The 25,087-nt window shown below is 65.9% G+C and carries 24 protein-coding genes; 14 read left to right on the top strand and 10 right to left on the bottom strand.

The window, feature by feature from the left end; all coding sequences use genetic code 11:
* Nucleotides 1–57: 57 nt before the first annotated feature.
* The 6 genes from E0702_RS06965 to hemA form a co-directional block, all read right to left on the bottom strand.
* Entirely contained in the window at nt 58–1,344 is a 1,287-nt protein-coding gene (locus tag E0702_RS06965; protein WP_132042267.1) for an NAD(P)/FAD-dependent oxidoreductase, read from the bottom strand.
* A 268-nt stretch (nt 1,345–1,612) separates the two neighbouring features.
* A complete protein-coding gene (locus E0702_RS06960) occupies nt 1,613–2,374 on the bottom strand; it encodes a HesA/MoeB/ThiF family protein (RefSeq protein ID WP_132042266.1) in 762 nt (253 codons plus the stop codon).
* 8 nt (nt 2,375–2,382) lie between these two features.
* Nucleotides 2,383–2,883 (bottom strand): Lrp/AsnC ligand binding domain-containing protein, encoded by a 501-nt coding sequence (locus tag E0702_RS06955; protein WP_132042265.1) that lies wholly within the window; start codon nt 2,881–2,883, stop codon nt 2,383–2,385.
* Between the two features lie 199 nt (nt 2,884–3,082).
* Nucleotides 3,083–3,934 carry a peptide chain release factor N(5)-glutamine methyltransferase gene (gene prmC / locus E0702_RS06950; protein ID WP_132042446.1) on the bottom strand — a complete coding sequence of 284 codons (852 nt, stop codon included), beginning with the start codon at nt 3,932–3,934 and terminating at the stop codon, nt 3,083–3,085.
* Nucleotides 3,935–3,947: 13 nt separating this feature from the next.
* Complete coding sequence (prfA, locus tag E0702_RS06945) at nt 3,948–5,039, bottom strand: peptide chain release factor 1 (protein ID WP_132042264.1); 1,092 nt, start codon at nt 5,037–5,039, stop codon at nt 3,948–3,950.
* A 9-nt stretch (nt 5,040–5,048) separates the two neighbouring features.
* Entirely contained in the window at nt 5,049–6,320 is a 1,272-nt protein-coding gene (gene hemA / locus E0702_RS06940) for a glutamyl-tRNA reductase (RefSeq protein ID WP_132042263.1), read from the bottom strand.
* A 209-nt stretch (nt 6,321–6,529) separates the two neighbouring features.
* Here hemA and E0702_RS06935 point away from each other — a divergent pair, with 209 nt between their 5' ends.
* The 11 genes from E0702_RS06935 (at nt 6,530) to htpX (ending at nt 17,570) form a co-directional block, all read left to right on the top strand.
* Nucleotides 6,530–8,296, top strand: coding sequence for a tetratricopeptide repeat protein (locus E0702_RS06935; protein ID WP_132042262.1), 1,767 nt, complete (start codon nt 6,530–6,532; stop codon nt 8,294–8,296).
* 13 nt (nt 8,297–8,309) lie between these two features.
* A complete protein-coding gene (gene lolB / locus E0702_RS06930) occupies nt 8,310–8,927 on the top strand; it encodes a lipoprotein insertase outer membrane protein LolB (RefSeq protein ID WP_132042261.1) in 618 nt (205 codons plus the stop codon).
* On the top strand, nt 8,920–9,789 hold the full coding sequence (gene ispE / locus E0702_RS06925; RefSeq protein ID WP_132042260.1) for a 4-(cytidine 5'-diphospho)-2-C-methyl-D-erythritol kinase: 870 nt from the start codon (nt 8,920–8,922) through the stop codon (nt 9,787–9,789). Before lolB ends, ispE begins: the two co-directional genes overlap by 8 nt.
* Before the next feature lie 51 nt (nt 9,790–9,840).
* Complete coding sequence (locus tag E0702_RS06920; RefSeq protein WP_195689480.1) at nt 9,841–10,782, top strand: ribose-phosphate pyrophosphokinase; 942 nt, start codon at nt 9,841–9,843, stop codon at nt 10,780–10,782.
* A gap of 129 nt (nt 10,783–10,911) precedes the next feature.
* A complete protein-coding gene (locus E0702_RS06915) occupies nt 10,912–11,559 on the top strand; it encodes a 50S ribosomal protein L25/general stress protein Ctc (RefSeq protein ID WP_132042259.1) in 648 nt (215 codons plus the stop codon).
* An 87-nt stretch (nt 11,560–11,646) separates the two neighbouring features.
* Nucleotides 11,647–12,237, top strand: a complete 591-nt coding sequence (gene pth / locus E0702_RS06910) for an aminoacyl-tRNA hydrolase (RefSeq protein WP_132042258.1) — start codon at nt 11,647–11,649, stop codon at nt 12,235–12,237.
* 152 nt (nt 12,238–12,389) lie between these two features.
* Nucleotides 12,390–13,481, top strand: a complete 1,092-nt coding sequence (gene ychF, locus E0702_RS06905) for a redox-regulated ATPase YchF (protein WP_132042257.1) — start codon at nt 12,390–12,392, stop codon at nt 13,479–13,481.
* Between the two features lie 160 nt (nt 13,482–13,641).
* Nucleotides 13,642–14,043 carry a peptide-methionine (R)-S-oxide reductase MsrB gene (msrB, locus tag E0702_RS06900; protein WP_132042256.1) on the top strand — a complete coding sequence of 134 codons (402 nt, stop codon included), beginning with the start codon at nt 13,642–13,644 and terminating at the stop codon, nt 14,041–14,043.
* A gap of 267 nt (nt 14,044–14,310) precedes the next feature.
* The gene (gene ylqF / locus E0702_RS06895; RefSeq protein ID WP_132042255.1) at nt 14,311–15,273 is read left to right on the top strand and encodes a ribosome biogenesis GTPase YlqF; all 963 of its coding nucleotides are present in this window, start codon (nt 14,311–14,313) and stop codon (nt 15,271–15,273) included.
* A 35-nt stretch (nt 15,274–15,308) separates the two neighbouring features.
* On the top strand, nt 15,309–16,538 hold the full coding sequence (locus tag E0702_RS06890) for a pyridoxal phosphate-dependent aminotransferase (protein ID WP_132042254.1): 1,230 nt from the start codon (nt 15,309–15,311) through the stop codon (nt 16,536–16,538).
* 126 nt (nt 16,539–16,664) lie between these two features.
* Nucleotides 16,665–17,570 carry a protease HtpX gene (gene htpX, locus E0702_RS06885; RefSeq protein WP_132042253.1) on the top strand — a complete coding sequence of 302 codons (906 nt, stop codon included), beginning with the start codon at nt 16,665–16,667 and terminating at the stop codon, nt 17,568–17,570.
* A gap of 73 nt (nt 17,571–17,643) precedes the next feature.
* Here the strand turns inward: htpX and pdxB are convergent, their stop codons facing one another.
* Nucleotides 17,644–18,843, bottom strand: coding sequence for a 4-phosphoerythronate dehydrogenase PdxB (gene pdxB, locus E0702_RS06880; protein WP_132042252.1), 1,200 nt, complete (start codon nt 18,841–18,843; stop codon nt 17,644–17,646).
* A gap of 90 nt (nt 18,844–18,933) precedes the next feature.
* Here pdxB and E0702_RS06875 point away from each other — a divergent pair, with 90 nt between their 5' ends.
* Nucleotides 18,934–19,212: a hypothetical protein gene (locus E0702_RS06875; RefSeq protein WP_132042251.1), complete on the top strand. Its 279-nt coding sequence runs from the start codon at nt 18,934–18,936 to the stop codon at nt 19,210–19,212.
* A gap of 98 nt (nt 19,213–19,310) precedes the next feature.
* Here the strand turns inward: E0702_RS06875 and E0702_RS06870 are convergent, their stop codons facing one another.
* Together E0702_RS06870 and rlmKL are read right to left on the bottom strand one after the other, a co-directional pair.
* Complete coding sequence (locus E0702_RS06870; protein WP_132042250.1) at nt 19,311–19,658, bottom strand: glutaredoxin family protein; 348 nt, start codon at nt 19,656–19,658, stop codon at nt 19,311–19,313.
* Nucleotides 19,655–21,853 carry a bifunctional 23S rRNA (guanine(2069)-N(7))-methyltransferase RlmK/23S rRNA (guanine(2445)-N(2))-methyltransferase RlmL gene (gene rlmKL, locus E0702_RS06865; protein WP_132042249.1) on the bottom strand — a complete coding sequence of 733 codons (2,199 nt, stop codon included), beginning with the start codon at nt 21,851–21,853 and terminating at the stop codon, nt 19,655–19,657. Before rlmKL ends, E0702_RS06870 begins: the two co-directional genes overlap by 4 nt.
* A gap of 243 nt (nt 21,854–22,096) precedes the next feature.
* Here rlmKL and rmf point away from each other — a divergent pair, with 243 nt between their 5' ends.
* Complete coding sequence (gene rmf, locus E0702_RS06860; RefSeq protein WP_132042248.1) at nt 22,097–22,303, top strand: ribosome modulation factor; 207 nt, start codon at nt 22,097–22,099, stop codon at nt 22,301–22,303.
* A gap of 129 nt (nt 22,304–22,432) precedes the next feature.
* On the opposite strand, the gene E0702_RS06855 is transcribed toward rmf, so the two are convergent.
* A complete protein-coding gene (locus E0702_RS06855) occupies nt 22,433–23,449 on the bottom strand; it encodes a quinone-dependent dihydroorotate dehydrogenase (RefSeq protein ID WP_132042247.1) in 1,017 nt (338 codons plus the stop codon).
* Between the two features lie 155 nt (nt 23,450–23,604).
* Here E0702_RS06855 and mgtE point away from each other — a divergent pair, with 155 nt between their 5' ends.
* Entirely contained in the window at nt 23,605–24,957 is a 1,353-nt protein-coding gene (gene mgtE, locus E0702_RS06850) for a magnesium transporter (RefSeq protein WP_132042246.1), read from the top strand.
* Nucleotides 24,958–25,087: the final 130 nt, after the last annotated feature.

The following is a 25,087-nucleotide window of genomic DNA, read 5'->3' as shown; positions in this document are numbered from 1 at the left end:
CGGTCGTGATGGCATCGCTCGTTGTGGCGTCGAGGGCCATAACATCGTGTCTCCCCATCAGAGCCGATCACGAAGCTTGTAGAAGGTGGTGGCCAGCACCAATAGAGGGGTGCGCAGCAGGGAGCCGCCGGGAAAGTGCCGGTGAGGCATGGCGGCGAAGGCATCGAATCGCTCGGCCTGGCCGGCGATAGCCTCGGCCATCAGCCGCCCGGCCAGCCCCGCGAGAGCCATGCCGTGACCGGAGTAGCCCTGGGCGTAGTAGAGATTACTACCCAGGCGGCCGAAGTCCGGTGCACGATTCAAGGTGATCGCCACGTCGCCCCCCCAGCGATATTCGATGGGAATCCCCTCGAGCACCGGGAAGAGCCTCGCGATCTTGGCATCCATGCGCGCCTGGATGCCCTTGGGTTCGCGGCCGTCATAGCTGACCTCGCCGCCGTAGATCAGCCGCCGATCGCCGGAGAGGCGATAGTAGTCGAGCACGAAGTTGGCATCCGACAGGGCATCATTGTAGGGGAGCACCCGGGCCGCCTGGGACTCGCTGAGCGGGGCCGTGGCGATCATGTAGTTGGCGGCGCGCATCACCCGCCCCGAGAGCTCCGGCGCCAGGCCGGCCTGGTAGGCATTGGTCCCCAGCACCACGAAATCGGCGGTGACCCGGCCGTTGGTGGTGTGCACGCTGGCCGGCTGGCCGCGCTCGATCGCCACGGCGGCGCTATGCTGGTGGATACACACCCCCGCATCGCGTGCGGCACGGGCCAGACCCAGGGTGTAGTTGAGCGGATGCAGATGGCCGGCCGCGGATTCATACAGGGCGGCCGGATAGGCATCGGTGACCACCCGTTCGCGCAGCGCCTCGCCCTCGAGCATCTCCAGGTCGTGATAGTCATAGTCGCGGGCCATGCGGTCGCGGTGCTCGGCCAGCTCGCGCACATGACGCCCCTTGACCGCGGCATGCAGGTAGCCCCACTGGAGATCACAGGGAATGGCGTGACGCTCGACACGCTCGGCGGTCAACGCCACCGCCTCGCGGCTCAGGCCCCAGATATCACGGGCGGCCTCTCGGCCCAGCGCCCTCTCCACCGTGGCCATATCGGTGCCCAGTCCCGGCAGGATCTGTCCGCCGCTGCGCCCCGACGCGCCGTGCCCGATCTCGCCGGCTTCCAGCAGCACCACCGAATAGCCCCGTTCGGCCAGCTCCAGGGCCGCCGAGCAGCCGGTGATCCCCCCACCAACCACACAGACATCGGCACGCACCTCCCCCTCGAGGGGTGGGCAGGGGCCAGGGTCAACGGCGATGGAGTCTCGATACCAGGAACTCGGCGGTGCGGCGTGGTCGGTCATGCAGGCTCCCCGGAGTTGGGCACTGATGGGATATTGTCGTTGTTGTCATGAGGGTGCTGACTGAGTGTCAGTTTGATACCAGGCGACACGTTGATGTCAAGTATTCAATAACACCTTGCCCCGACCAGCCACGCCACAAGCCCCCGGGGCGTCACATGGAGAGCCATCTACTCAGCTCAATCTCAGTTCCAGCTCAGCCCCGGATCACCCGCCAGCAGGACACCAGACCCGAACCCGGTGCGTTGCCAACCGTGTCAGGAAGCCACCATCACGGGGCAGACGCTCGATCGCCGCAGGTGCCGCAGGCGGGGTCGCGGGAGATGCCGAAGCGGCGCCATTCCCCGCTCAGGCCATCGAAGGTGGAGAGGCCCTGATGAGTCGCCCCGGCGCCGCTCAGCAGCTTGATCGCCTCGAGTGCCTGAAAGCTTCCGACCAGTCCCACCAGCGGTGCCACCACGCCACTTTCGGCACAGGAGAGCGCCTGATCGCCCTGCCCATCGGGCGGATAGAGACAGGCATAGCAGGGACTGTCGGGGTCGCGATGATCGAATACCGCCAGCTGGCCCGAGAAGCGGATCGCCGCGCCGGAGATCAGCGGCACCCCGGCCGCGCGGCAGGCGGCGTTGATCGCATAACGGCTGGAGAAGCGATCGGTGCAGTCGAGTACCGCGTCGACGCTGGCTACCGCCGCCGCCATGCTCTCCCCCTGCAGGTGATCGGTGAGCGTCTCGATGCCACACCTCGGGTTGAGCGCCTGTGCCGCTTCGCGCGCCGAGTCGGCCTTGTTGCGCCCCAGGTCCGCTTCGCCATGGGCGATCTGGCGCTGCAGGTTGGAGAGCTCGACTTCATCGGCATCGGCCAGGGTCAACCGTCCGACCCCGGCAGCCGCCAGGTAGAGGGCCACCGGCGAACCGAGCCCACCGGCGCCGACGATCAGAACATGGCTGGCGAGCAGGCGCTCCTGCCCCTCGATGTCGATGGACTCCAGCATGATCTGGCGGCTGTAACGCAGCAGTTCCTGGTCATTCATGGCGCGGCTCACTTGTGTTCAAGCTCCTCGATATCGGGGATGTGAAGGGAGAACTCCTCCTTGACCTCCTCCATCACCACATAGCTCTTGGACTCCTTGACCCCAGGCAGGGTCAGCACCACATCACCCAGCAGCTGGCGATAGGCGGACATCTCAGGAATGCGACACTTGAGGATATAGTCGAATTGCCCCGAGACCAGATGGCACTCCTGGATCTGCGGCAGGCGCGCCACGGCACGACGGAACTCGTCGAATACCGCCGGCGACTGGGTCTCCAGGCTGATCTCGACGAACACCAGCAGATTGGCCTTGAGGGCCCGGGGATCAAGCACCGCCCGGTAGCCACGGATCACCCCCGAACGTTCCAGCCGCTTGACCCTCTCCAGGCAAGGGGTGGTGGAGAGCCCCACCTGGCTGGCGAGGTCGACATAAGAGATGCGGGCGTTCTCCTGCAGGCAGCGCAGGATCTTCAGGTCGATGCGATCGAGGGTACGAGTCTTGGCTTTCATGGAGTGGGGGACACCGTCGAAGGGGCATTAGCGCCGCCGCAACAGCAGAATCTACCAGGATTCACCCTGCTCCGCGGCAGCTAACGGAAATATCATCTACAAAAGATGTACCACAGCAAAGCATCGACGGCTATCAACGCTTGGTCTGACTCGCCGAGAGCACCCCGACTGGCTCTACCCTCCACGGCCAGCCGGCCAATCAAGGCGATAGTCGCCCCAGGCTGACCCGCTCATGGCCGCCGAGATCCCGGCGGCTGGCTACCTCGCGGTAACCTGCCGCCACGAGCGCCTCGCGCACCGCCGCGGCCTGGCTCCAGCCATGCTCCAGCAGCAGCCAGCCGCCGGGCAGCAGGTGCTCCCGCGCCATCGTCACCAGGTGGTTCAGGTCTGCCAGTCCATCGCCATCGGCCACCAGCGCCGAACGTGGCTCGAAACGCACATCCCCCATGGCCAGGTGGGGATCATCCTCGGCGATGTAGGGCGGATTGGAGACGATAAGAGAGAAGCGTGTTTTGCACTCCTCATCCTTCAGAGCGGCAAACCAGTCGCTCTCGCGAAACTCGACGTTGGCAAGGGCGAGTCGTGTGGCGTTGTGTTGCGCCAGGGCGACCGCCTCGGGACGGATATCCAGGCCCAGCACTCGCCAGGCGGGGCGCTCGCTGGCAAAGGCCAGGGCGATGGCCCCGCTGCCGGTGCCCAGGTCGAGCAGCTTGCCCTCGGGCTCTTCCGCCAGCGACAGGGCGGACTCGACCAGGGTCTCGGTGTCGGGTCGCGGGATCAGCGTGCTGGGGTCGGTCGCCAGGCGCAGGCCCCAGAACTCCCGCTCGCCGGTAAGATAGGCCACCGGTTCCCCCGCCTCGCGACGTGCCACCAGCGCTCGAAAGCGCGCCGCCGCCTCAACATCGGCCCGACGATCGCCCCAGGTATAGAGCCAGGTGCGCTCGACGCCCAATACATGGCAGAGCAGAACCTCGGCGTCGAGGCGCGCCGTGGGGGAGCCAGCCGCGCTCAGCCTGGCCGAGGAATGGGCCAGCAGGGCATCGAGGGTCACTGCTCCCCGCACTTCAAGCCTCCTGCTGCAGGGCGGCGAGCTGTTCGGCCTGGTATTCGTGGATCAGGGGCTCGATCACCTCGTCGAGATGTTCGCCACCGATCACCTCGGAGAGCTTGTAGAGGGTCAGGTTGATGCGGTGATCGGTGACCCGCCCCTGGGGGAAGTTGTAGGTGCGGATGCGCTCACTGCGATCCCCGGAACCGACCAGGCTTCGCCGCGTATCGGCCTGCTGCTGACGCTGGCTATCCACGGCGTGCTGCTTGAGACGCGCGGCCAGCAGCGACATCGCCTTGGCGCGATTCTTGTGCTGACTACGCTCCTCCTGGCACTCCACCACCACACCGCTCGGGAGGTGAGTGATGCGAATCGCCGAATCGGTGGTGTTGACGTGCTGGCCGCCGGCGCCGCTGGAGCGGAAGGTATCCACACGCAGGTCGCTGGGGTCGAGATCGATGTCGCCCACCGCATCCACCTCGGGCATTACCGCCACGGTACAGGCCGAGGTGTGGATGCGCCCCTGGGACTCGGTGGCCGGCACACGCTGCACGCGGTGGGCGCCGGACTCGAACTTGAGCCGAGCATAGGCCCCCTCCCCCTTGATGCGCGCGATGACCTCCTTGTAGCCACCCTGTTCACCGTGGTTGGCGCTGACCACCTCCACCTTCCAGCCATGCTTTTCGGCGTAGCGCGAGTACATGCGAAACAGGTCACCGGCAAACAGCGCCGCCTCGTCACCACCGGTGCCCGCCCGGACCTCCAGGAAGACCCCGCGGCCATCATCGGGATCCTTGGGCACCAGCAGGCGCTTGAGCTCTCCCTCCAGGGCGTCGCGCTTCTCGCGACTCTCGCTCAGCTCCATCTCGGCGAGTTCGCGCATCTCGGGGTCGCTGTCGGAGGCGAGCAGCTCGGCTTCCTCGATATTGCCCTCCACGGCACGATACTCACGCCATGTTTCCACCAGAGCCTCGAGCTCGGCGTATTCACGGGAGTAGTCGCGGAATCGGGCCTGGTCGCCGATCACCTCGGGCGCCGCCAGCAGGGCGGCGAGCTCCTCGAAGCGCTCGCCGAAGTCGTCGAGACGCTGGCGCAGGGAAGCTTTCATTCGTCGATCCTATCGGGTGGTCGTATCGGGGGTCGCCTCGAGCAGCAGCGCGCTGGCCGCCTCGAGCAGATCGTGGCGCTCGGCAGAGGCAGCCTCGCGCAGCGCCACGGTGGGGCCATGCAGCAGCCGGTTGGTCAGCTGATGAGCCAGTCGTCGAACCACGGCCTCGGGGTCCTCGCCACGCGCCAGACGCGTCATCGCCTGCTCCAGAGAGTGGTCGCGATGCGCCTCACCCCGGGAGCGATAGTCATGAATCAGCTCGCCCCCGCTGCGGATGCGTCGGTCGTGTTGCCAGGCGCCCACGCCGTGCTCGATCAGCGACTCCGCCTGGTCGGCCGCGACCTGGCGGTGACGGCGGTTCTCGGCGATCACCTCCTGAAGGTCGTCCACCGTATAGAGGAAGATGTCGGCGAGCTGCCCCACCTCGGGCTCGATATCCCGAGGTACGGCGATATCGACCATGAAGATCGGTCGGTGGCGACGCTTCTTCAGCGCCCGCTCCACCATGCCCTTGCCGAGAATCGGCAGCGGGGCTGAGGTGGAGGAGATGACGATATCCGCCTCGGCCAGGGCTTCGGGGATGGCGTCCAGGGTGATCGCCTGCCCACCCAGGGGCGCGGCCACCTGCTCGCCGCGCTCTCGGGTGCGGTTGGCCACGGTCAGCTGGCTGACACCCGCCTCCTTCAGATGACGGGCCACCAGCTCGATGGTCTCGCCGGCGCCGATCAGCAGTGCTCGCGCACGGCCGAAGTCATCGAAAATTCGGCTCGCCAGGCTGACCGCCGCATAGGCGACCGAGACCGGATTGCGGCCGATGCCGGTTTCCGTTCGCACCTGCTTGGCCACGGCGAAGGTGTGCTGGAACAGGCACTCCAGCTCCTTGCCGAGTCCTTTCCCCAGGCGGCTGGCCTGATAGGCGTCCTTGAGCTGACCGAGGATCTGCGGCTCGCCCAGCACCATCGAGTCCAGGCCTACCGCGACGCGCATCAGGTGGCGGGCGGCCTCGTTGTCCAGATAATGGTAGGCACACCGGGTGAGATCCTCGACCGGCAGGCCGTGGAAGCGGCCTAGCCACTCCAGAACGGCTGCCTCGCCTGCGGACTCTGTCACGCAGTAGAGTTCCGTGCGATTGCAGGTCGAGAGGACAGCCGCCTCCTTGACCTCGGGCAGGCCGCGCAGCTCACCTAGCGCGGCATCGAGCTCGGCGGGGGCAAAGGCCACCTGTTCGCGCACCTCGACGGTGGCGGTACGGTGATTGATTCCAAGGGCAAGCAGCGTCATGCGTCGGGCATCTTGAACGTGGGGTGTGCGGCCATTAAGACCTCGCAATCGAGGCGCATGGATTCTATCACATCCGACAGCCGATGGCGGCCCATCCGGGCTAGCCCGGATGACAGCACCGCACAAGGCTGTTCCGACGACAGGGCGTGCCTTTGCCCACGCCGGCCGAGCCGTTATGCTGAGACCACCGCACCACAAGCGAGACACCCATGGCCCGCGCCCTTTACTCCCTGATACCTCAATCGCTGGCGACGTCGGCACTGGCGTTGCTGCTGGCCGGCTGCCAGTCGTGGCCGCTCGACGATGGTGCGCCCCAGGTGATGGAGGACCCGCTGGTCGGTGCCCCGCCTATCGAGCAGGGCCTGGACGCCGAGGGCCTGGCCGGCCTTATCACCGCGGAGCTGGCCGGACAGCGCGGCGACTACCGGCGTGCCGCCGAGGGCTACCTCACAGCCAGCCAACGCTACCGCAGCGCCGGCCTGGCAGAGCGGGCGGCGCTGGCCGCAAGCTTCGGCAATGAGCGCGAGCTGCTCGACCGTGCCGCCAGGGAGTGGCAGGGGCTGGCCCCCGACAGCGTCGCCCCGGCCCGGCTGCTGGCCGGCCTCGCCGTGCAGCGTGGCGACTGGGATGAAGCGCTGCGCCAGCGACTGGCACTGGTTCGAGAAGGCGGCGACAGCGAGATCTCTTCGCTGGTGGAGGCCGCCCTGGCCACCAACGCCGCCCCGGCACCCCTGCTGGCCCGGCTGCGTGACCATCTGGACACGGCCCCCGAGGATGCCCGCCGCCATGATGCCGAGCTCGCCACCGCGATGCTCGAAGTGGCCGCCGGGGAAACCGCCGCCGCCAGCAGACGCCTGGCGCGTCTCGATGCCCGGGCTCCGGAGCTGCCGGCCCTGTGGCTGACCCGAGCCCGGCTGGCCCAGGCGGCGGACGACCCCCACGCCGCTCGCGCCGCCGCGCGCCGCGGCCTCGCCGTCTCGCCCGACGATGCGCGCTTCATTCTTCTGCTGGCGCAAAGCGAGCTTCGTCTGGGCAATGTCGCCGCTGCCGAGGTGCAGACCGAAGCCCTGCTCGAGAAGCACACCGGCGATAACGCACTGCGCATCGGCCTGGCGCGCCTCTACCTGGAGGAGGGACACCGAGAGCCGGCGCGGCGCCTGCTTCTTCCTTTAGCGGCGCGTCCCGAGCCCTCGGCCGAGGCGCTCCTGCTGCTGGGCGATATTTCCCGTGACGAAGGCGAGATCGACAACGCCCTGCTTTATTACCGTCAGGTACCGGCGGAGGAGGCCTTTCTGCTCAGTCGTCTGCGTGCCGCCGAGATGCTGATGGAGAATGGCCGACTGAACGATGCACGCGTCTTCCTGCGCCGCGAGCGGCTGCGTCATGCCGACAGCCATAGCGACCTGGTCGCCCTGGAGGTGGAGCTGCTCGATCGTGAGGGGCTCGGCGACGCGGCCGATGCCCTGCTCGACCGCGAACTGACACGCGCGCCTGCCGACGAACAGCTGCTTTATCTGCGCGGCATGCGCGCCTGGGAGGCGGATGACCTGGATGGCATGGAGCGTGATCTCCGGCGCATCATCGAGCATAACCCCGATAGCGCCCTGGCACTCAACGCACTGGGCTATACCCTCGTCGACCAGGGATCCAGGGCACGGCTCGACGAGGCCCGCGAACTGATCGAGCGAGCCCATGCCCTCGACCCCGACAGCCCGGCGATTCTTGATAGCCTGGGTTGGGTGCACTACCGCGAAGGTGACCCCCAGGGCGCCCTTCCCTGGCTCGAGCGAGCCTATCGCGCCATGCCCGACCAGGAGATCGCCGCCCACCTGGCCGAGGTGCTATGGACCCTGGAGAGACGCGACGAGGCCCGGGAGCTGATCCGCGGGATCCTCGATCGCCTCGATGAGCACCCACTGATCGACGACCTGCTGCGCCGGATCCCCGAGCTGGCCCCCGCCGCCACACCCAACTGACCACGAGACAACCATGCAACGTCACTACTCGCCGCTTGTCATCGCCACCCTGCTGCTGACCCTGGTCGCCGGCTGTGCACGCCAGGCACCACTCCCCGAAGGGGAGCGTGCCTCGGGGCAGTGGCAGACCCAGCAGCAGCGCCTCGAAGCACTGGATACCTGGCGGCTGGCCGGCAAGGCCGGACTGCGCACTCCCGAGGACTCCACCAGCGCCAACCTCGACTGGAGCCAGCACCCCCACTACTACCGACTGCTGATCAGCGGGCCCTTCGGCAGCGGCCGCAGCACCCTGGAGGGGCGCGAGGGTCGCTTCTCGATGACCACCTCGGAGGGACGATTCGAGGCCGAAACCCCCGAGGCGCTGATGGAGCAGCAGTTGGGCTGGTCGCTGCCACTCGGCGCCCTGTCCGACTGGGTGCGTGGCCTGCCGGGTGACGGTCATCCCTATCGACTCGAGAAGGACGAGCTGGGGTTCCCGGCTCGACTACAACAGGCCGGCTGGGAGATCGACTACCGAGACTGGACCCATACCGACGGCCTGTGGCTGCCACGCCGGCTGGTAATGCACTACGGGGATCTACGCGTCACCCTGGTGATCAACGAGTGGCGCCCGGTGATCGACGATGCCTGAACACAGCACCCAAGGCGCGAGCCTTCGCCTGCCCGCCCCCGCCAAGCTCAACCGCATGCTGCATATCACCGGCCGCCGTCCCGACGGCTATCACGAGCTGCAGACGCTGTTTCAATTCCTCGATCACGATGACACCCTGCATTTCACCCGACGCGAAGACGGAGAGATCCGCCTTGCGCCGGAAGTTGCCGGTGTCCCCCACGAGCGGAACCTCATCGTGCGCGCGGCACGCCTGCTACAGGAGCGGAGCGGCTGCACCCTGGGCGCCGACATTCATCTCGAGAAGCGGCTGCCCATGGGGGGTGGCCTGGGCGGCGGCAGCTCGGATGCCGCCACCAGCCTGCTTGGCCTCGATGCCCTATGGGGCCTGGGGCTGTCGCTCGACACTCTCGCCGAGCTGGGTCTGACCCTGGGTGCCGATGTGCCGGTCTTCGTGCACGGCCATGCCGCCTGGGCCGAAGGCGTCGGCGAACGCCTCACCCCGGTGGATCTCGACACGCCCTGGTTCGTGGTGGTTCACCCCGGCATCGAGGTGGCGACACCGGCAGTCTTCAAGGCTCCTGAATTGACACGCCACACCCCCCCTATTACCATGGCGCGCGCCCTGCAGGGGGGAGCGTCCAGCTGGCGCAACGACTGCGAGGCAACAGTCAGGTCGCTCTATCCAGCGGTAACCTCGGCATTGGACTGGCTGGCTCGACGTGCCCCCAGCATGCTGACCGGCACCGGTGCCTGCGTCTTCGCCCGTCTGGCAGACGAACAGGAAGCCGACCGGCTGCTGGGTGAGATCGATGGCCGCTGGCAAGCCTTCAAGGCCCGCGGTCTGAACCGTTCTCCGCTGCATGACGCTCTGGATCGCTGATCACGGACGATCCCCCCCCGATGACCCAACACACTGCATAGGTGGCTGCGCGTGTCAAAATTGATGGTTTTCGCCGGGAATGCCAATCCCGAACTCGCCCGCAAGATCGCCGAGAGTCTGGACACCCGCCAGGGCAATGCCACGGTCGGCCAGTTCAGCGACGGCGAGATAGCGGTTGAGATCAACGAGAACGTGCGCGGCAAGGACGTGTTCGTTCTGCAGTCCACCTGTGCGCCGACCAATGAGAACCTGATGGAGCTGATCCTGATGATAGATGCCCTGCGCCGGGCATCTGCATCGCGGATCACCGCCGTGGTGCCCTACTTCGGCTATGCCCGTCAGGACCGTCGCGTGCGCTCCGCCCGTGTGCCGATCTCGGCCAAGATCGTCGCCGACATGATGGTCAAGGCCGGCGTTGACCGTGTCATGACCATGGACCTCCACGCCGACCAGATCCAGGGCTTCTTCGACGTGCCGGTCGACAACGTCTACGGCTCGCCGATCCTGCTCGATGACATCGAGCGTCAGAACTACGAGAACCTGGTGGTGGTCTCTCCTGACGTCGGCGGCGTGGTGCGTGCCCGCGCCATCGCCAAGCAGCTCAATGCCGATCTTGCCATCATCGACAAGCGTCGCCCCGCGGCCAACCAGGCCCAGGTGATGCACATCATCGGCGAGATCGAAGGGCGCAACTGCGTCGTGGTAGATGACATGATCGATACCGCCGGCACCCTGTGCAAGGCCGGCGAAGCGCTCAAGGATCACGGCGCCGAGCGCGTGGTGGCCTACGCTACCCACCCCATTCTCTCGGGCCCGGCGGTGGACAATATCGTCGGTTCGGTGCTCGACGAGGTCGTCGTCGCCGATACCATTCCGCTCTCCGAGACGGCATGCCGCAGCGGCAGGATCCGCCAGCTGAGCGTCGCCGGCCTGATCGCCGAGGCGATCCGCCGGGTGAGCAACGAGGAATCCGTCAGCGCCATGTTCCACTGAGAGAGCTCCACTTAGTTAGCTCCACCTCGGCACGACAGGCGCCGGAAAGCGCCCTTCGGGGCACCCGGAAGTGTCAGGGCTCTGGTCGCGGTCCCTGACGCTTTCCTACTTCAAGCAAGAGGCAATTCCATGTCCGATTTTATTCTTAATGCCAGCGTTCGTAACGACCTGGGGAAAGGTGCGAGCCGCCGCCTGCGTCGTGCGAACGAGCAGGTTCCCGCCATTATCTATGGTGGTGAGAAGGAGCCACAGCCGATCTCCGTCGAGAAGGCTGCCTTCTACAAGGCGATCGAGGAAGAGGTGTTCTTCTCCTCCATCATCAACCTGGTCGTCGACGGCAAGAGCGAGCAGGTCGTGGTACGCGACCTGCAGCGTCACCCCTTCAAGCCGCTGATCACCCACGCCGACTTCCTGCGTGTGGCAGCCAACCAGGAGTTCACCACCCGTGTGCCGCTGCACCTCGCCGGTGAAGAGGCCTGTGTGGGCATCAAGGACCAGGACGGCGAGCTGCACCAGCTGGCTTCCGACGTCGAGATCAGCTGTCTGCCCAAGGACCTGCCCGACTACCTGGAGTTCGACATCAGCGATCTCGAGGTCGGTGCCATCAAGCACCTCTCCGACCTGAGCCTGCCGGCCGGCGTCACCATCCCGGCACTGTCACTGGGCGAAGACCACGACGGTCCGATCCTGAGCATCGTCAAGGCCAAGGTGCGCTCCGCGGATGATGACGCGGAAGATGCCGAAGGCGGCGAAGAAGGCGAGCAGGGCGAGGAGTAATCCTTACCCGCTCAGGGGCCGCGCCTGGCGCGGCCCCTCTGCCGATGATCAAGCGCCCCGGCGCTTGATTTTTTTTGGAGGTGACACATGAGTCAGGTCAGAGCGATCATCGGGCTGGGCAATCCCGGCGCCGACTACGAGGCCACCCGCCATAATGCCGGGGCCTGGCTGGTGGAGGCCCTGGCGCGCCGCGCCGGGGGTGAGCTGCGCGCCGACCGCAAGTTCCTGGGCCTGCATGCCAGGGTCCAGTTCGAGGGACGCGACCTCCATCTGCTCAACCCCACCACCTTCATGAACCGCAGCGGCGGTGCGGTGGCGGGACTCTGTCAATTCTACAAGCTGGCTCCCGATGAGCTGCTGGTCGTTCATGACGAGCTCGACCTGCCGCCGGGCAGCGCCCGGTTCAAGACCGGCGGTGGCCATGGCGGCCATAACGGCCTGCGCGATATCATCAGCGCCCTGGGCAACACACGGGACTTCCACCGCCTGCGTCTCGGCATCGGCCACCCCGGCGACTCGCGCCAGGTCACCAACTACGTGCTGGGCCGCCCCGGAAAGGCCGAGCATATCGCCATCGAGGCCGCCATCGACGAGAGCCTGGCCACCCTGCCCGACGCCATCGACGGCCACTGGACCAAGGCCATGAACCGGCTGCACAGCTTTTCAGCCGCCGGCTGACAGGCCAGCCACAGGCTGAAGGTACACGCGGTAAGTCGCACCCTTTGCTGGCCAGAAGGGCTTTGTTAGGGCTTACCGCTTATGGCTTACCGCTCGGTCGAGTAGAATACTCGCTACTTTTCACTCGCGAACACGCTTTCCAGGATGATCCCATGGGTTTCAACTGCGGTATCGTCGGCCTGCCGAATGTCGGCAAGTCGACCCTCTTCAATGCGTTGACCAAGTCCGGCATCGACGCCGAGAACTTCCCCTTCTGCACCATCGAGCCCAACGTGGGCATCGTGCCGATGCCCGATCCGCGACTCGACAAGCTGGCGGAGATCGTCAAGCCGCAGAAGGTGCTGCCGACCACGATGGAGTTCGTCGATATCGCCGGTCTGGTCGCCGGCGCCTCCAAGGGCGAAGGTCTTGGCAACAAGTTCCTGGCCAATATCCGCGAGACCCAGGCCATCGCCCATGTGGTGCGCTGCTTCGATAACGACAACGTGATCCATGTCGCCAACCAGGTCGACCCGCGTGCCGATATCGAGATCATCAACATGGAACTCGCGCTGGCCGACCTCGACACCGTGGAACGCGCCATCCAGCGCCTGGTCCGCGTGGCGAAGGGCGGTGACAAGGAGGCCATCGCCACCAAGGCGATCCTCGAGCGCATCCAGCCCCACCTGGCCGAGGGCATGCCGCTGAGAAGCTTCGGGCTGGACGAGGAGGAGCAGCATCAGCTCAAGGGCTTCGGCTTCCTGACCCTCAAGCCCACCATGTACATCGCCAACGTCAACGAGGACGGCTTCGAGTCCAACCCCTACCTGGACGTGGTCCGGGAGATAGCAGCAGAGGAAGGGGCCGTGGTGGTACCGGTGTGCAACCAGCTCGAGGCCGAGATCGCCGAGCTGGACAACGAGGAGCGCGCCATGTTCCTCGACGAGATGGGCATGGAAGAGCCCGGTCTCGATCGCGTCATCCGTGCCGGCTACGCCCTCCTCGGCCTGCAGACCTACTTTACCGCCGGAGTGAAGGAGGTCCGCGCCTGGACCGTGAAGGTGGGTGCCACCGCCCCCGAGGCCGCCGGCGTGATCCACACCGACTTCCAGAAGGGCTTCATCCGCGCCGAGGTCGTCGCCTACGAGGACTTCGTCACGCTGGGTGGCGAGCAGGGCGCCAAGGACGCCGGCAAGTGGCGCCTGGAAGGCAAGGAGTACATCGTCAAGGATGGCGACGTGATCCATTTCCGTTTCAACGTCTAACGTTTCACCGCCACATTCCACGCTCGACGCCAGTCGCCCCCGGCATCCTACCGGGGGCGTCTGCGTTGAGGGGGCGTGAATCCTTGCCGGTAGGGGGCTCCCCCACCTGGCCAGGTGCATGCCACAATGGAGACATCACCCCGATGACAAGGAGAGCCCCATGCCCTTGAAGATCGACAAGCCCGACGCCGAATGGCGTAAGACGCTTACCCCGGAACAGTACCGCGTCACCCGTGAGAAGGGCACCGAACCTCCCTTCAGCGGCGACTACCGGGTCACCGACGAGCACGGCATCTACCACTGTGTCTGCTGCAACGCGCCCCTGTTCGAGAACGAGCACAAGTTCGACGCCGGCTGTGGCTGGCCGAGCTTCGACCGTCCCATGACCCCTTCCTGCGTGGAGGAGCACGTCGACACCTCCCACGGCATGCGCCGCACCGAGGTGACCTGCGCGCGCTGCAGCGCCCATCTCGGGCACGTCTTTCCCGACGGCCCACGCGACACCACCGGCCTGCGCTACTGCATCAACTCCGTGGCGCTCGACTTCCACGCCGGCGAGTAGGCCGCGCAATCGGCCCGGGTGCCTCCCAGCAGTATCGCAGTTACTGACAGGATGATAGTGAAAGGCGCCGGGGGCAGGTCGGAGAGGGGGTCCGAGGACCAGGGATGGCCGAGGTAGCCTACAGGGAAGTACTCGTAGCGCCCCCTCGACGGCCTGTCGCCGGAACAGCCTTGAGCGGTACTGCCATCTGCGATGACCCAGGGTGCCCCTGACAGGGCCGTGTATCTGCTAACATGGGCGGCCGATTTCTACAGGCAGGAGAGGCCCATGCTCGGCTGGTACCCGGGACACATGCACAAGGCGCGGCGCCAGATCACCGAGGCGCTGCCGGAGATCGACGTGGTGGTCGAGGTCCTCGACGCCCGCCTGCCCTACTCCAGCGCCAACCCCATGCTGGCGGAGCTGACGCGCCACAAGCCGGTGCTCAAGATCCTCTCCCGGGCCGACCTGGCCGATCCGGAGCGAACCCGGGAGTGGACCGCCCACTTCGATGCCCAGCCCGATATGCGAGCGCTCGCCGTGACCACCACCAAGGTCAAGGAACTCAAGCGCATCCCCAGGCTCTGCCACGAGCTTGCCGGCCAGATTCGCGCCGACCGAGACGTGCGCGTGATGGTGATGGGCATCCCCAATGTCGGCAAGTCGACCCTGATCAATGGCCTGGCCGGCAAGAGCATCGCCAGGACCGGCAATGAGCCCGCGGTGACCAAGCGCCAGCAGAAGGTTCGCATCAACGGGCGCGTGGCCCTTATCGACACCCCCGGGGTGCTCTGGCCCAAGATCGAGGACCAGGCCAGCGCCTACCGCCTGGCGGCGAGCGGTGCCATCCGTGACACTGCCATCGACTACGTGGATGTCGCCATGGTCACCGCCGCCGAACTGGCCAGGCGCTACCCCGAGGCCCTCACGGCACGCTACCGGCTCAAGGCGCTGCCCGGCTACCAGGCCAACCCCGATGCCGACCGGGTAGAGGCCGATGGCCCGGCGCGAGTGGACCTGCTCGCCGTGGCCGGGTTCGACGGTCATGCGATCCTGGCCGAGATCGCCGCCAAGCGCGGTGGCCTGCGTCCCGGCGGCGAAGTGGACCTGCACCGTGGCGCCGAGGTGCTGCTGCATGAGCTGCGCGACGGCAAACTCGGTCGCCTGACCCTGGAAACCCCGGATGATATCCCGCCCGAGCCCGCCCTGGAGCCGGACGGCGGCGATGACGCCGATCCAGACACCCCCTAATCCTATCGCCCTCGCCGACCAGGACACCGAACGACATGGACACCCCTCCGCTTCGCAAATCCCACAAGCTGCATAATGTCTGCTACGACATCCGCGGTCCGGTACTCGACCACGCCAAGCGTCTGGAAGAGGAGGGCCAGCGCATCCTCAAGCTCAATATCGGCAACCCCGCGCCATTCGGCTTCGAGGCCCCCGAGGAGATCCTGCAGGATGTGATGCGCAACCTGCCCACGGCCCAGGGGTACTGCGACTCCAAGGGGCTATACTCGGCGCGCAAGGCGATCATGCAGGAGTGCCAGCGCCGGGAAATCCCGGGTGTGGGAATCGAGGATATCTATATCGGCAACGGCGTCTCCGAGCTCATCGTGATGACGCTCCAGGCACTGCTCAACGACGGCGACGAGGTACTGATACCGGCGCCCGACTACCCGCTATGGACCGCCGCCGCCAACCTCTCCGGCGGCCATGCCGTGCACTACCTGTGCGATGAACAGGCGGACTGGGCACCGGACCTCGACGATATCCGCGCCAAGATCACCGCCCACACCCGGGCGATCGTGATCATCAACCCCAACAACCCCACCGGGGCGGTCTACCCCCCGGAGGTGGTGCGTGAACTGCTCGAGATCGCCCGCCAGCACGATCTGGTGGTGTTCTCCGACGAGATCTACGACAAGATCCTCTACGACGATGTGGAACACGTCTCCACCGGCGCCCTGGCCGGCGAGGACCAGCTGGTCGTCACCCTGAACGGTCTCTCCAAGAGCTACCGCTGTGCCGGTTTCCGCTCGGGCTGGATGATCCTATCCGGCAACATCGCCAAGCAGCGTGCCGCCGACTTCATCCAGGGGTTGACCATGCTCGCCTCCATGCGCCTGTGCGCCAATGTGCCGGCCCAGCATGCCATCCAGACCGCCCTCGGTGGCTACCAGTCGATCAACGACCTGATCCTGCCCGGCGGCCGCCTGCGGGCCCAGCGCGATATCACCTTTGAAAGGCTCAACGCCATCCCCGGCGTCTCCTGCGTGAAGCCCAAGGGAGCGCTCTATGCCTTCCCGCGCCTGGACCCCAAGGTCTACAACATCCAGGACGATCAGCAGCTGGTGCTCGACCTGCTGCTGCAGGAGAAGATCCTGCTGGTCCAGGGGACCGCCTTCAACTGGCCGGACCCCGACCATGTGCGGATCGTCACCCTGCCCTGGGCCGACCAGCTCGGCGATGCCCTGGACCGTTTCGCCCGCTTCCTGTCGCGCTATCGCCAGTAACTCCCTAACGAGCCGAGCGAATTCAGGGCTTGAAACCCGCACCGCCCGGTCGTATCTAAGCAATAGTCTGTTCCTGCCGCCCACATCGGGCGGCTTCCTTTCGATGATCGATGGAGATCCACCGACATGATGCGAATCCTGCTCTTCCTGGCCACCAACCTGGCAGTACTACTGGTGGCCAGTGTCACCCTGCGCCTGCTGGGCGTGGACAGCTACCTCAGCGGCCAGGGCATCAACTTCCAGAGCCTGCTGATCTTCTGCTTCATCTTCGGCATGGCCGGCTCGATGGTCTCGCTGTTCATCTCCAAGTGGATGGCCAAGCGCAGCACCGGCACCGTGGTCATCGAGACGCCCTCCAACGCCACCGAGAAGTGGCTGGTGGACACCGTGGCGGAGCTGGCCCGGGATGCCGGCATCAAGACCCCGGAAGTCGGTATCTTCCCGGCCCAGCAGTCCAACGCCTTCGCCACGGGCTGGAACAAGGATGATGCCCTGGTGGCGGTCTCCGCCGGCCTGCTCAACCGAATGCGTCCGGAAGAGGTGCGCGCGGTACTGGCCCACGAGATCGGCCATGTGGCCAACGGCGACATGGTCACCCTGGCGCTGATCCAGGGTGTGGTGAATACCTTCGTGATGTTCTTCGCCCGGGTGGTCGCCCAGCTGGTCGACCAGTTTCTGCGTGCCCGCAGCGATGGCGAGGGTGGCCTGGGCTTCATGGGCTACTTCGCCGTGGTGATGGTCGCCGAGATCATCTTCGGCATCGCCGCCTCCGCCATCGTCGCCTGGTTCTCGCGCTTCCGCGAGTATCGCGCCGACGCTGCCGGTGCCGAGCTGGCCGGCTCCGGCGCGATGATCAACGCCCTCGCCCGCCTCAAGGCCGAGACCGAGCTGCCCGACCAGATGCCCGATACCCTGCGTGCCATGGCCATCACCAAGGGGCAGACCCGTTCGCTGGTGGAGCGCCTGTTCGCCAGCCACCCCCCACTGGATGACCGCATCCGCGCCCTCAAGGAGGCCGCCTACCGACAGTAAGCCTCCCCAATGCACAACCACAGAGGGCCCGCCAATGGCGGGCCCTCTGCGTTAGGAGGAAAACATTGTCCTGTCACTCAAGCCGTCGCCTCATACGAAACCCCGCCCCCGCCATCAATGTGGCCAGGTGCCGATCCTCTTCGGCCAGGGCCACCTCCAGGGTGGCGAATTCACGGCGCAGGGGGTAGTTGGCCCGGCAGGCGTCGAAACCTCTGGCCATGCCCTGCCGGCGACTAGCACGCCTCAGAGAGTCATGATCACGGCGCGGGTCGTAGACGGCTCGCATGGCCAGGCGCAGCGCCTCCTCCTGCTCGAGCCCTTCACCAAGTTCGAGGGAGCGCAGCGGTGGCGTCGGCAGCAGCTCCTCCAGGGTCATCCGGCACGGCAGGCCGAAGGCGCGACAGAGCGCACGAGTGATCTGGTGGGTACCGCGCAGCTTGCCGTCGAGGCTGTAGCCGGCAATATGCGGTGTGGCGACTTCGGCAAGGTCGGCCAGCGAGGCGTCGACGCCCGGTTCATTCTCGAAGACATCGAGAATCGCGCTGATATCTCCCTCTCCGCTCAGGCGGGCGCGCAGGGCCTGGCCATCGACACAATCACCGCGCCCGGCGTTGAGCAGCAACGACCCCGGTGCCAGAGCGGCGATGCGCTCGGCATCCAGCAGATGGTGGGTGGCATGGAGACCCTGGCGAACCAGAGGGGTATGCAGGCAGAGCACGTCGCACTCGTCGATCAGGGTATCCAGGTTCACGAAGCCGGCCGACGCCTCGTCCTCGGCGCCCCCCCTCCCGGCACGCTCCGCCTCGACACTCTCTGCTTCAACCCGGGGCGGGTCGCAGGCCAGACAATCAATGCCCATGGCCGAGAGACGCGCCAGCAGCCGCCCGCCCACATTGCCGGCTCCGACGACGCCCAGCCGGCGCTCGGCAAGCCGCCAGCCTTGCCGCTCGGCGAGCGTCAGCAGGCTGATCAGCACATAGTCGACCACCGCCTCGGCGTTGCAGCCCGGGGCGCTGGCGAAGGTGATGCCGCGTTCGGCCAGCAGCCGGGTATCGACATGATCGGTCCCGATGGTGCAGGTGCCCACGAAGCGCAAGCGTGATGCCTCGGCGAGCAGCGTCTCGTCGACCCGCGTGATGGATCGAACCACCAGTGCATCGATATCCCGCAGGGACGCGGCATCGATCTCGCGGCCCGGCAGACGCACCACCTCGCCCAGTGCCGCGAAGCACGTCTCCGCGGCAGGCACATTGGCATCAACGAGGATCTTCATGGGCGTTGTTCCACTCCGACAAGGCATTACAATACGTCCTACCTTATCACCTCGCCGTCCAGGCCGGCACAGAGCAGCTCGGGAGCTTCGATGATCATTCGCTGGGAAACCGACCATGACTATGTCCTGGTGCATATCCACCAGGACATGTTTGGCGACTGGATCTTCAGCCGCGCCTGGGGGCAGATCGGCACCCAGTTCGGCGGGCTGAAGCACCAGCTGGCCGATGACCGCGAGCAAACCCTGATGTGGCTGGCCGATGAGGCCACCATCCAGGCATCACGAGGCTTTCGCAAGGTGCTGGAAGTGGAGGATCACAGCCCCGAGGGACGAGAAGCCATGAGCCAGCTATCCCTACTTGAGCCGTAGCTGGAAGGCAGCATGAGTTGGCCCATCAGGGGGCCAAGCCTCTTCTTCAAGCTTCTCGCTTCCAGGAACGAAGCGACGCTCTTCAAGCTCAAGCCGGCTTAGCTCAGATAGCGCCGCCCACCGCGCATTATCGAACCACAGGCTTCAGGTGCCTCGTCCTCACCATTCAGCCCACAACGCAGCGCCTGCCAGGCCTTGTCATCCAGCCAGCCACGCGCCTCGAGCCAGGTCGCCAGGCGCTCTGCCTCGAAGCCGCGGTCGAGCTCGTTGCCTACGGCATCCACCAGTACCGGAATACGCACCCCGTAGCGAGCCAGCAGGAGATCATCCTCGCTGATCTCGACTCGCTCGAGCGCCACCGGCTCACGAGATAGCTGAGCCAGCAGCCCCTCCAGCTGCTGGCAGAGATGGCACCCCAGCGTCGTGTAGAGAGTCAGCTGGATCATGCCGACGCCTCCCCGTCCTCGCGATGACGGATCAGGAAGACATGATGCAGATCGGGATTGCGCACAAAGTCGGGATCGAAGGTCTGTCCCGAGATCTCCTTCACCGCATAGTGCTCGACCAGATCGGCATCCAGCTTGAAGCGGCGCTGGTTGTTGGAGAACACCAGCGTCCCGCCCGGCGCCAGGCGCGCCATGGCCAGGCGAACCAGCCGGCCATGGTCGCGCTGGATATCCAGGGTGTCCTCCATCTTCTTGGAGTTGGAGAAGGTGGGCGGATCCATGAAGATCAGATCGAACTCGGCGTTGGCACGCTCCAGCCAGCGCAGGCAATCCTCGCGCACCACGCGATGCCGGCCCGGATCGAGACGGTTGAGGGCGAAGTTATCTCGCGCCCATTGCAGGTAGGTGTTGGAGAGGTCGACACTGACGCTTTCCGAGGCACCGCCTGCCTCCCCGCTACCCAGCGCCGCCTGCACGGTGGCGGCCCCCGTATAGCAGAAGAGGTTGAGGAAGCGCCTGCCCACCGCCATCTCGCCAAGCATTCGGCGAACCGGACGATGGTCGAGGAACAGGCCGGTGTCCAGGTAGTCGCGCAGGTTGATCCACAGCCTGGCCGGCCCTTCCCGAACCTCGAAACGCTCGCCGGTGGCGGCCTGCTTCTCATACTGGGCACGGCCGCTCTGACGCTGCCGCCGCTTGACCACCACCCGTGTGGGGGCCACCTCGAGCACCTCGGGGATCACCGCCAATGCCTCGAACAGCCGTTTCTGGGCTTGATCGGCATCCACCGACTTCGGTGCGGCATACTCCTGCACATGCACCCAGTCGGCGTAGACGTCCACCGCCATCGCATACTCGGGCATATCGGCATCATAGAGGCGATAGCACTGCTCGCCGCTGCGCTTGAGCCACTTCTTCAGGCGCCGACGATTCTTCTCCAGCCGATTGGCGAACATCTGCGCCCCTTGAGAGCGCGCCGGCGTAGCCTCCGCCTGCCCATCCTGCCGTTCAGGCACCGCCATCAGCAGCAGCTTGGTCTCCAGAGGGCCATTGCGCAGTGCGTACTGCTTGTGAGCGCGCAGGCCGATGCGATGGCCGAGATCGGGATTACCGGTGAAAACCGCCAACTGCCAGCCAGGAAAGGCATCACGCACCCTCTCGCCCAACCGGGCATAGAGGGTCACCAGCTCGGGCAGCTCGCCGAGGCGCTCGCCATAGGGTGGGTTGGTGATCAATAGCCCCGGTGACGCCTCCTCGAGGCCCTGGGGGCATGTCAGCTCACCGAGCCCCGCGCCGCGAAGCTCAATCAGCGCCGGGATACCGGCACGCATGGCATTGGCCTTGGCGGCGGCAAGCGCCGTCGGACTCTGGTCGAAGCCGTAGAATCGCGAGCGACAGCGCTTGCGGCCGATGCTCGCCCGCGCCTCGGCCTCGCGCCTGAGCTCTCGCCAGCCCCCCTCGTCGTGGCCCGCCCAACCGTGAAAGCCGAAGCGGTCACGCGCCAGACCAGGGGCCATATCGGCCGCCATCATCGCCGCCTCGATCAACAGTGTGCCCGCTCCACACAGTGGATCCACCAGCGGGGCGCCCTGGCGAGCCAGCTCGGGCCAGCCGGCACGCAACAGCAGTGCCGCGGCCAGGTTCTCCTTGAGCGGCGCATGACCGACATCGCGGCGATAGCCACGACGATGAAGACTCACGCCCGAGAGGTCGATGCCCACCACCAGGCGACCGCGATGCAGGTTGGCGTAACAGCGCAGATCGGGCTGCTTGAGATCCACCGAAGGGCGCGGCAGGCCGCGGGCCTGCAGGCGATCCACCACACCATCCTTCACCGTTTGGGCGCCGAAGCGGGTATGACGGATCGCCTCGCTGCGACCATGGAAGTCCACCGCCAGGCTGGCGGAGAGGGGCAGGTGCGACTCCCAGGGGATCGCAGCTACCGCCTCTCGAAGCTGCTCGGGCGTGTCGATGCCCTCATCGCGAACCAGACACAGGATCACCCGGTTGGCCAGACGTGACCACAGGCAGACCCGATAGGCGGTGACCTGATCGGCTCGCGCACTTACCGCTCCCACCGTGCTCTTGACGGGCACGGCACCGAGGGCTTCCAGCTCCTCGCTCAGCAGCTCCTCGAGGCCACGGGGGCAGGTTACCTGTAGATCAAGGGAAGGGTCGGATGGAGTCGGAGTCATCGGCAATCACCGCGAAGGCAGAAGGATAAATGTGCACCATGTCAGGCAGGTGAACGAGTTGTTACAAATCGTTGGTCGACAACGCGGAGCGAGTTGGGCTATCAATAGGGCAGTAGCTACTAAGAACACGCATGCGTTTGCTGTCATCGAGCCCGCCTTACCACATTACTGGGCTCGAGGCTTGTTACGGCTCGGCGCGAGTCACTCCCGAGCCAGTTAGATACCTTATCAAGAGGTAGTCCAATGAAACGACAGAAACGTGATCGCTTCCAGCGTGCCTATACGCATGGCTACAAGGCAGGTGTCTCAGGACGTTCCCGTGATGACTGTCCCAGTCAGGACGTCAATCTTCGTGAATACTGGATGAGCGGTTGGCGTGAAGGTCGTGGGGATCAATGGGACGGCATGACCGGCATTTCCGGCATCCACAAGAACCCCATGGTGGTGTGAACCCGAAACCTGAATCAAGCGAGATTCACGCTTCCTCAAGCCCGCGGCGAGCCGCGGGCTTTTTGCGTTCCGTGCACTTCTATCTAGCACGCTTCTATCTAGTACACTTCTATCCAGCACACTTATCTCTCAGCGCGCCTCGCGCAAGGCTCGGCCGCACTCCGCCACCAGCGCCGGGCCGCGGTAGATGAACCCCGAATAGAGCTGTACCAGATCGGCGCCGGCCTCGCGCTTGGCCACCGCCGCCTCGCCGCTGTCGATGCCACCCACCCCGATGATCGGCATCTCGGGAAGACGGCGGCGAAGCTCGCGGATAACGCGATTGGAGGGCTCGAATACCGGCCGCCCCGAGAGTCCCCCCTGTTCGTCGGCATGGGCCAGCCCCTCGACGGCCTCCCGCAAGACGGTGGTGTTGGTGGCAATCACCCCATCGATGTCATTCGCCGCCAGACATTGGGAGACCAGCCCCACCTCGTCGGCATCCATGTCCGGCGCGATCTTCACCGCCAGGGGCACCCGGCGCCCGCTGTCGCGATCGAGACGCGAACCCGCCTCGCGTAGCGCCGACAGCAGACCATCGAGGTGATCACCGAACTGCAGGTTACGCAGCCCAGGGGTGTTGGGTGAGGAGATGTTCACGGTGATGTAGTGAGCGTAAGGGTGCACCTTCTCCAGGCATGCCAGGTAGTCATCTACCGCCTGCTCGACCGGGGTCGTCAGATTCTTGCCGATATTGATGCCGATCACGCCGTCGAAGCGACTGGCCCTGACCCTGGCCACCAGGTGGTCGACCCCGGCGTTGTTGAACCCCATGCGGTTGATGATGGCGCCCGCCTCCGGCAGGCGAAACAGCCGTGGGCGCGGATTGCCGGACTGAGGCCGGGGCGTCACGGTCCCCACCTCCACGAACCCGAACCCCAGCGCACCCAGGGCATCGAGATGATCGGCGTTCTTGTCGAGCCCGGCGGCAAGCCCCACCCGGTTGGGGAAGCGCAGTCCCATGAGCTCTACCGGGTGCTCCACCCGCTCGCCCCCGAGGCGTGCCGCCACGCCCAGGCGGTTGGCCAGATCCAGCCCCTTCAAGGCCACGCCATGGGCGGTTTCGGCGTCCAGGCGAAAGAGCAGCGAGCGAGCGAGGGAATACATGGCATCTCCGGCGGGTGGTGGTCGCGAGCGGGCGAGAGTATAGCAGTGCCTCACGCCAGAAACGACGTCACAGCCGCTGCCAATTTTATGATCTACTGTAGGCCGCCAAGGGTGCGGCATCACTGCCACACCGCCGAGGAGCCAGGGAGACTGACATGGCCGACACCACCGAAACCCTCGAACACCGCCTGTCCCGGATCCATCGCGCCCTGGGGGAGAACCGTCTCGACGACGTCGACGCCGTGCTGGCCGATCTGGAACCCGCCGAGATTGCCCTGCTGCTGGAGTCGCTGCCGCCAGTGGCTCGTATCCAGCTCTGGAAACGGGTTCCGGGGGAGGTCGACGGCGAGGTGCTGCTGCACGTCCATGATGAAGTACGCAGCACCCTGCTCGATGATATGGACCACGAGGAGATCGTGGCCGCTGCTACCAGCATGGACACCACGGACCTGGCTGAGATCTTCGAGGACCTGCCCCAGCAGGTGGCCGAGGACATGCTGCGCTCCATGGACGCCCTGCAGCGCGAACGCCTGGAGGAGACCCTCTCCTTCGAGGAGGACAGCGCAGGTCGGCTGATGCGCACCGATACCATCACGGTGCGCAGCGACGTCAGTCTCGAGACGGTGTGCCGCTTCCTGCGCTGGAAGGAGTCGATCCCCGACAACACCCACCTGTTGATGGTGGTCGACCGTGACGGCCTGTTCCAGGGCACCCTGCCGGTAGCACGGCTGATCAGTCACCCGCCCGAGATGGCGGTGGCCGACCTGATGGACCACGAGGTCGATAGCATCCGAGTCGACATGAAGTCGCGTGACGTGGCCACCCTGTTCCAGACGCACGATCTGGCCTCGGCGCCCGTGGTGGACGAATCGGGCCTGCTGCTCGGTCGCATCGTCATCGACGATATCGTCGACGTCATCCGCGAGGATTCCGAACAGGCGCTGATGAACATGGCCGGCCTCGACGAGGAGGAGGACCTGTTCGCCCCCGTGCTGCCCAGCGCCAAGCGGCGCGCCGTCTGGCTGGGCATCAACCTGCTCACCGCCTTCCTGGCCGCCGGGGTGATCGGACGTTTCGAGAATGCCCTGGACCAGATTGTCGCCCTGGCGGTATTGATGCCAATCGTCGCCAGCATGGGCGGCATCGCCGGCAGCCAGACCCTGACCCTGGCCATACGTGGCCTGGCCCTGGGGCAGATCAGCAATACCAACAGCGCCTGGCTGCTGCGCAAGGAGATCGGCATCGCCATCCTCAATGGCGTGCTCTGGGCACTGGTCGTGGCGGTACTGGCCCTGCTGTGGTTCAAGAGTATCGCCATCAGCGTGATCATCGCCGCCGCCCTGACGATCAACATGCTGGCGGCGGGTGTCGCGGGCATTCTCATCCCGCTGCTACTCAAGCGTGTGGGTATCGACCCGGCGCTGTCGGGTTCGGTGATTCTGACCACGGTGACCGATGTGGTGGGCTTCATGTCCTTTCTGGGCCTGGCCACCTACTTCCTGCTCTAGGCTCCCGCCCCCAAGGCCAGGCCACTTCTGCCCGCCCCACCATCTCGCCCGCCATCTCCCCACACATCGGGTAGGGGCCGGGGTTGCCCCCGGCGCCCTCCCACACCACCGGGCATACGGGTCCGTACCA

The organism is Halomonas marinisediminis (genome assembly GCF_004347715.1).
Lineage (GTDB): Bacteria > Pseudomonadota > Gammaproteobacteria > Pseudomonadales > Halomonadaceae > Halomonas > Halomonas icarae.
The sequence above is the reverse complement of the archived record's forward strand: the minus strand, read 5'-3'. Positions and strand labels throughout refer to the sequence as shown.

What these genes read in the sequence shown, in the direction of transcription:
- ychF (WP_132042257.1), top strand. Translation starts at nt 12,390, where the DNA reads ATGGGTTTCAACTGCGGTATCGTCGGCCTGCCGAATGTCGGCAAGTCG.
- E0702_RS06965 (WP_132042267.1), bottom strand. Translation starts at nt 1,344, where the DNA reads ATGACCGACCACGCCGCACCGCCGAGTTCCTGGTATCGAGACTCCATC.
- ispE (WP_132042260.1), top strand. Translation starts at nt 8,920, where the DNA reads ATGCCTGAACACAGCACCCAAGGCGCGAGCCTTCGCCTGCCCGCCCCC.
- E0702_RS06960 (WP_132042266.1), bottom strand. Translation starts at nt 2,374, where the DNA reads ATGAATGACCAGGAACTGCTGCGTTACAGCCGCCAGATCATGCTGGAG.
- htpX (WP_132042253.1), top strand. Translation starts at nt 16,665, where the DNA reads ATGATGCGAATCCTGCTCTTCCTGGCCACCAACCTGGCAGTACTACTG.
- prfA (WP_132042264.1), bottom strand. Translation starts at nt 5,039, where the DNA reads ATGAAAGCTTCCCTGCGCCAGCGTCTCGACGACTTCGGCGAGCGCTTC.
- E0702_RS06935 (WP_132042262.1), top strand. Translation starts at nt 6,530, where the DNA reads ATGGCCCGCGCCCTTTACTCCCTGATACCTCAATCGCTGGCGACGTCG.
- E0702_RS06855 (WP_132042247.1), bottom strand. Translation starts at nt 23,449, where the DNA reads ATGTATTCCCTCGCTCGCTCGCTGCTCTTTCGCCTGGACGCCGAAACC.
- rmf (WP_132042248.1), top strand. Translation starts at nt 22,097, where the DNA reads ATGAAACGACAGAAACGTGATCGCTTCCAGCGTGCCTATACGCATGGC.
- msrB (WP_132042256.1), top strand. Translation starts at nt 13,642, where the DNA reads ATGCCCTTGAAGATCGACAAGCCCGACGCCGAATGGCGTAAGACGCTT.
- mgtE (WP_132042246.1), top strand. Translation starts at nt 23,605, where the DNA reads ATGGCCGACACCACCGAAACCCTCGAACACCGCCTGTCCCGGATCCAT.
- rlmKL (WP_132042249.1), bottom strand. Translation starts at nt 21,853, where the DNA reads ATGACTCCGACTCCATCCGACCCTTCCCTTGATCTACAGGTAACCTGC.
- E0702_RS06955 (WP_132042265.1), bottom strand. Translation starts at nt 2,883, where the DNA reads ATGAAAGCCAAGACTCGTACCCTCGATCGCATCGACCTGAAGATCCTG.
- pth (WP_132042258.1), top strand. Translation starts at nt 11,647, where the DNA reads ATGAGTCAGGTCAGAGCGATCATCGGGCTGGGCAATCCCGGCGCCGAC.
- E0702_RS06875 (WP_132042251.1), top strand. Translation starts at nt 18,934, where the DNA reads ATGATCATTCGCTGGGAAACCGACCATGACTATGTCCTGGTGCATATC.
- lolB (WP_132042261.1), top strand. Translation starts at nt 8,310, where the DNA reads ATGCAACGTCACTACTCGCCGCTTGTCATCGCCACCCTGCTGCTGACC.
- E0702_RS06890 (WP_132042254.1), top strand. Translation starts at nt 15,309, where the DNA reads ATGGACACCCCTCCGCTTCGCAAATCCCACAAGCTGCATAATGTCTGC.
- E0702_RS06870 (WP_132042250.1), bottom strand. Translation starts at nt 19,658, where the DNA reads ATGATCCAGCTGACTCTCTACACGACGCTGGGGTGCCATCTCTGCCAG.
- E0702_RS06915 (WP_132042259.1), top strand. Translation starts at nt 10,912, where the DNA reads ATGTCCGATTTTATTCTTAATGCCAGCGTTCGTAACGACCTGGGGAAA.
- hemA (WP_132042263.1), bottom strand. Translation starts at nt 6,320, where the DNA reads ATGACGCTGCTTGCCCTTGGAATCAATCACCGTACCGCCACCGTCGAG.
- pdxB (WP_132042252.1), bottom strand. Translation starts at nt 18,843, where the DNA reads ATGAAGATCCTCGTTGATGCCAATGTGCCTGCCGCGGAGACGTGCTTC.
- ylqF (WP_132042255.1), top strand. Translation starts at nt 14,311, where the DNA reads ATGCTCGGCTGGTACCCGGGACACATGCACAAGGCGCGGCGCCAGATC.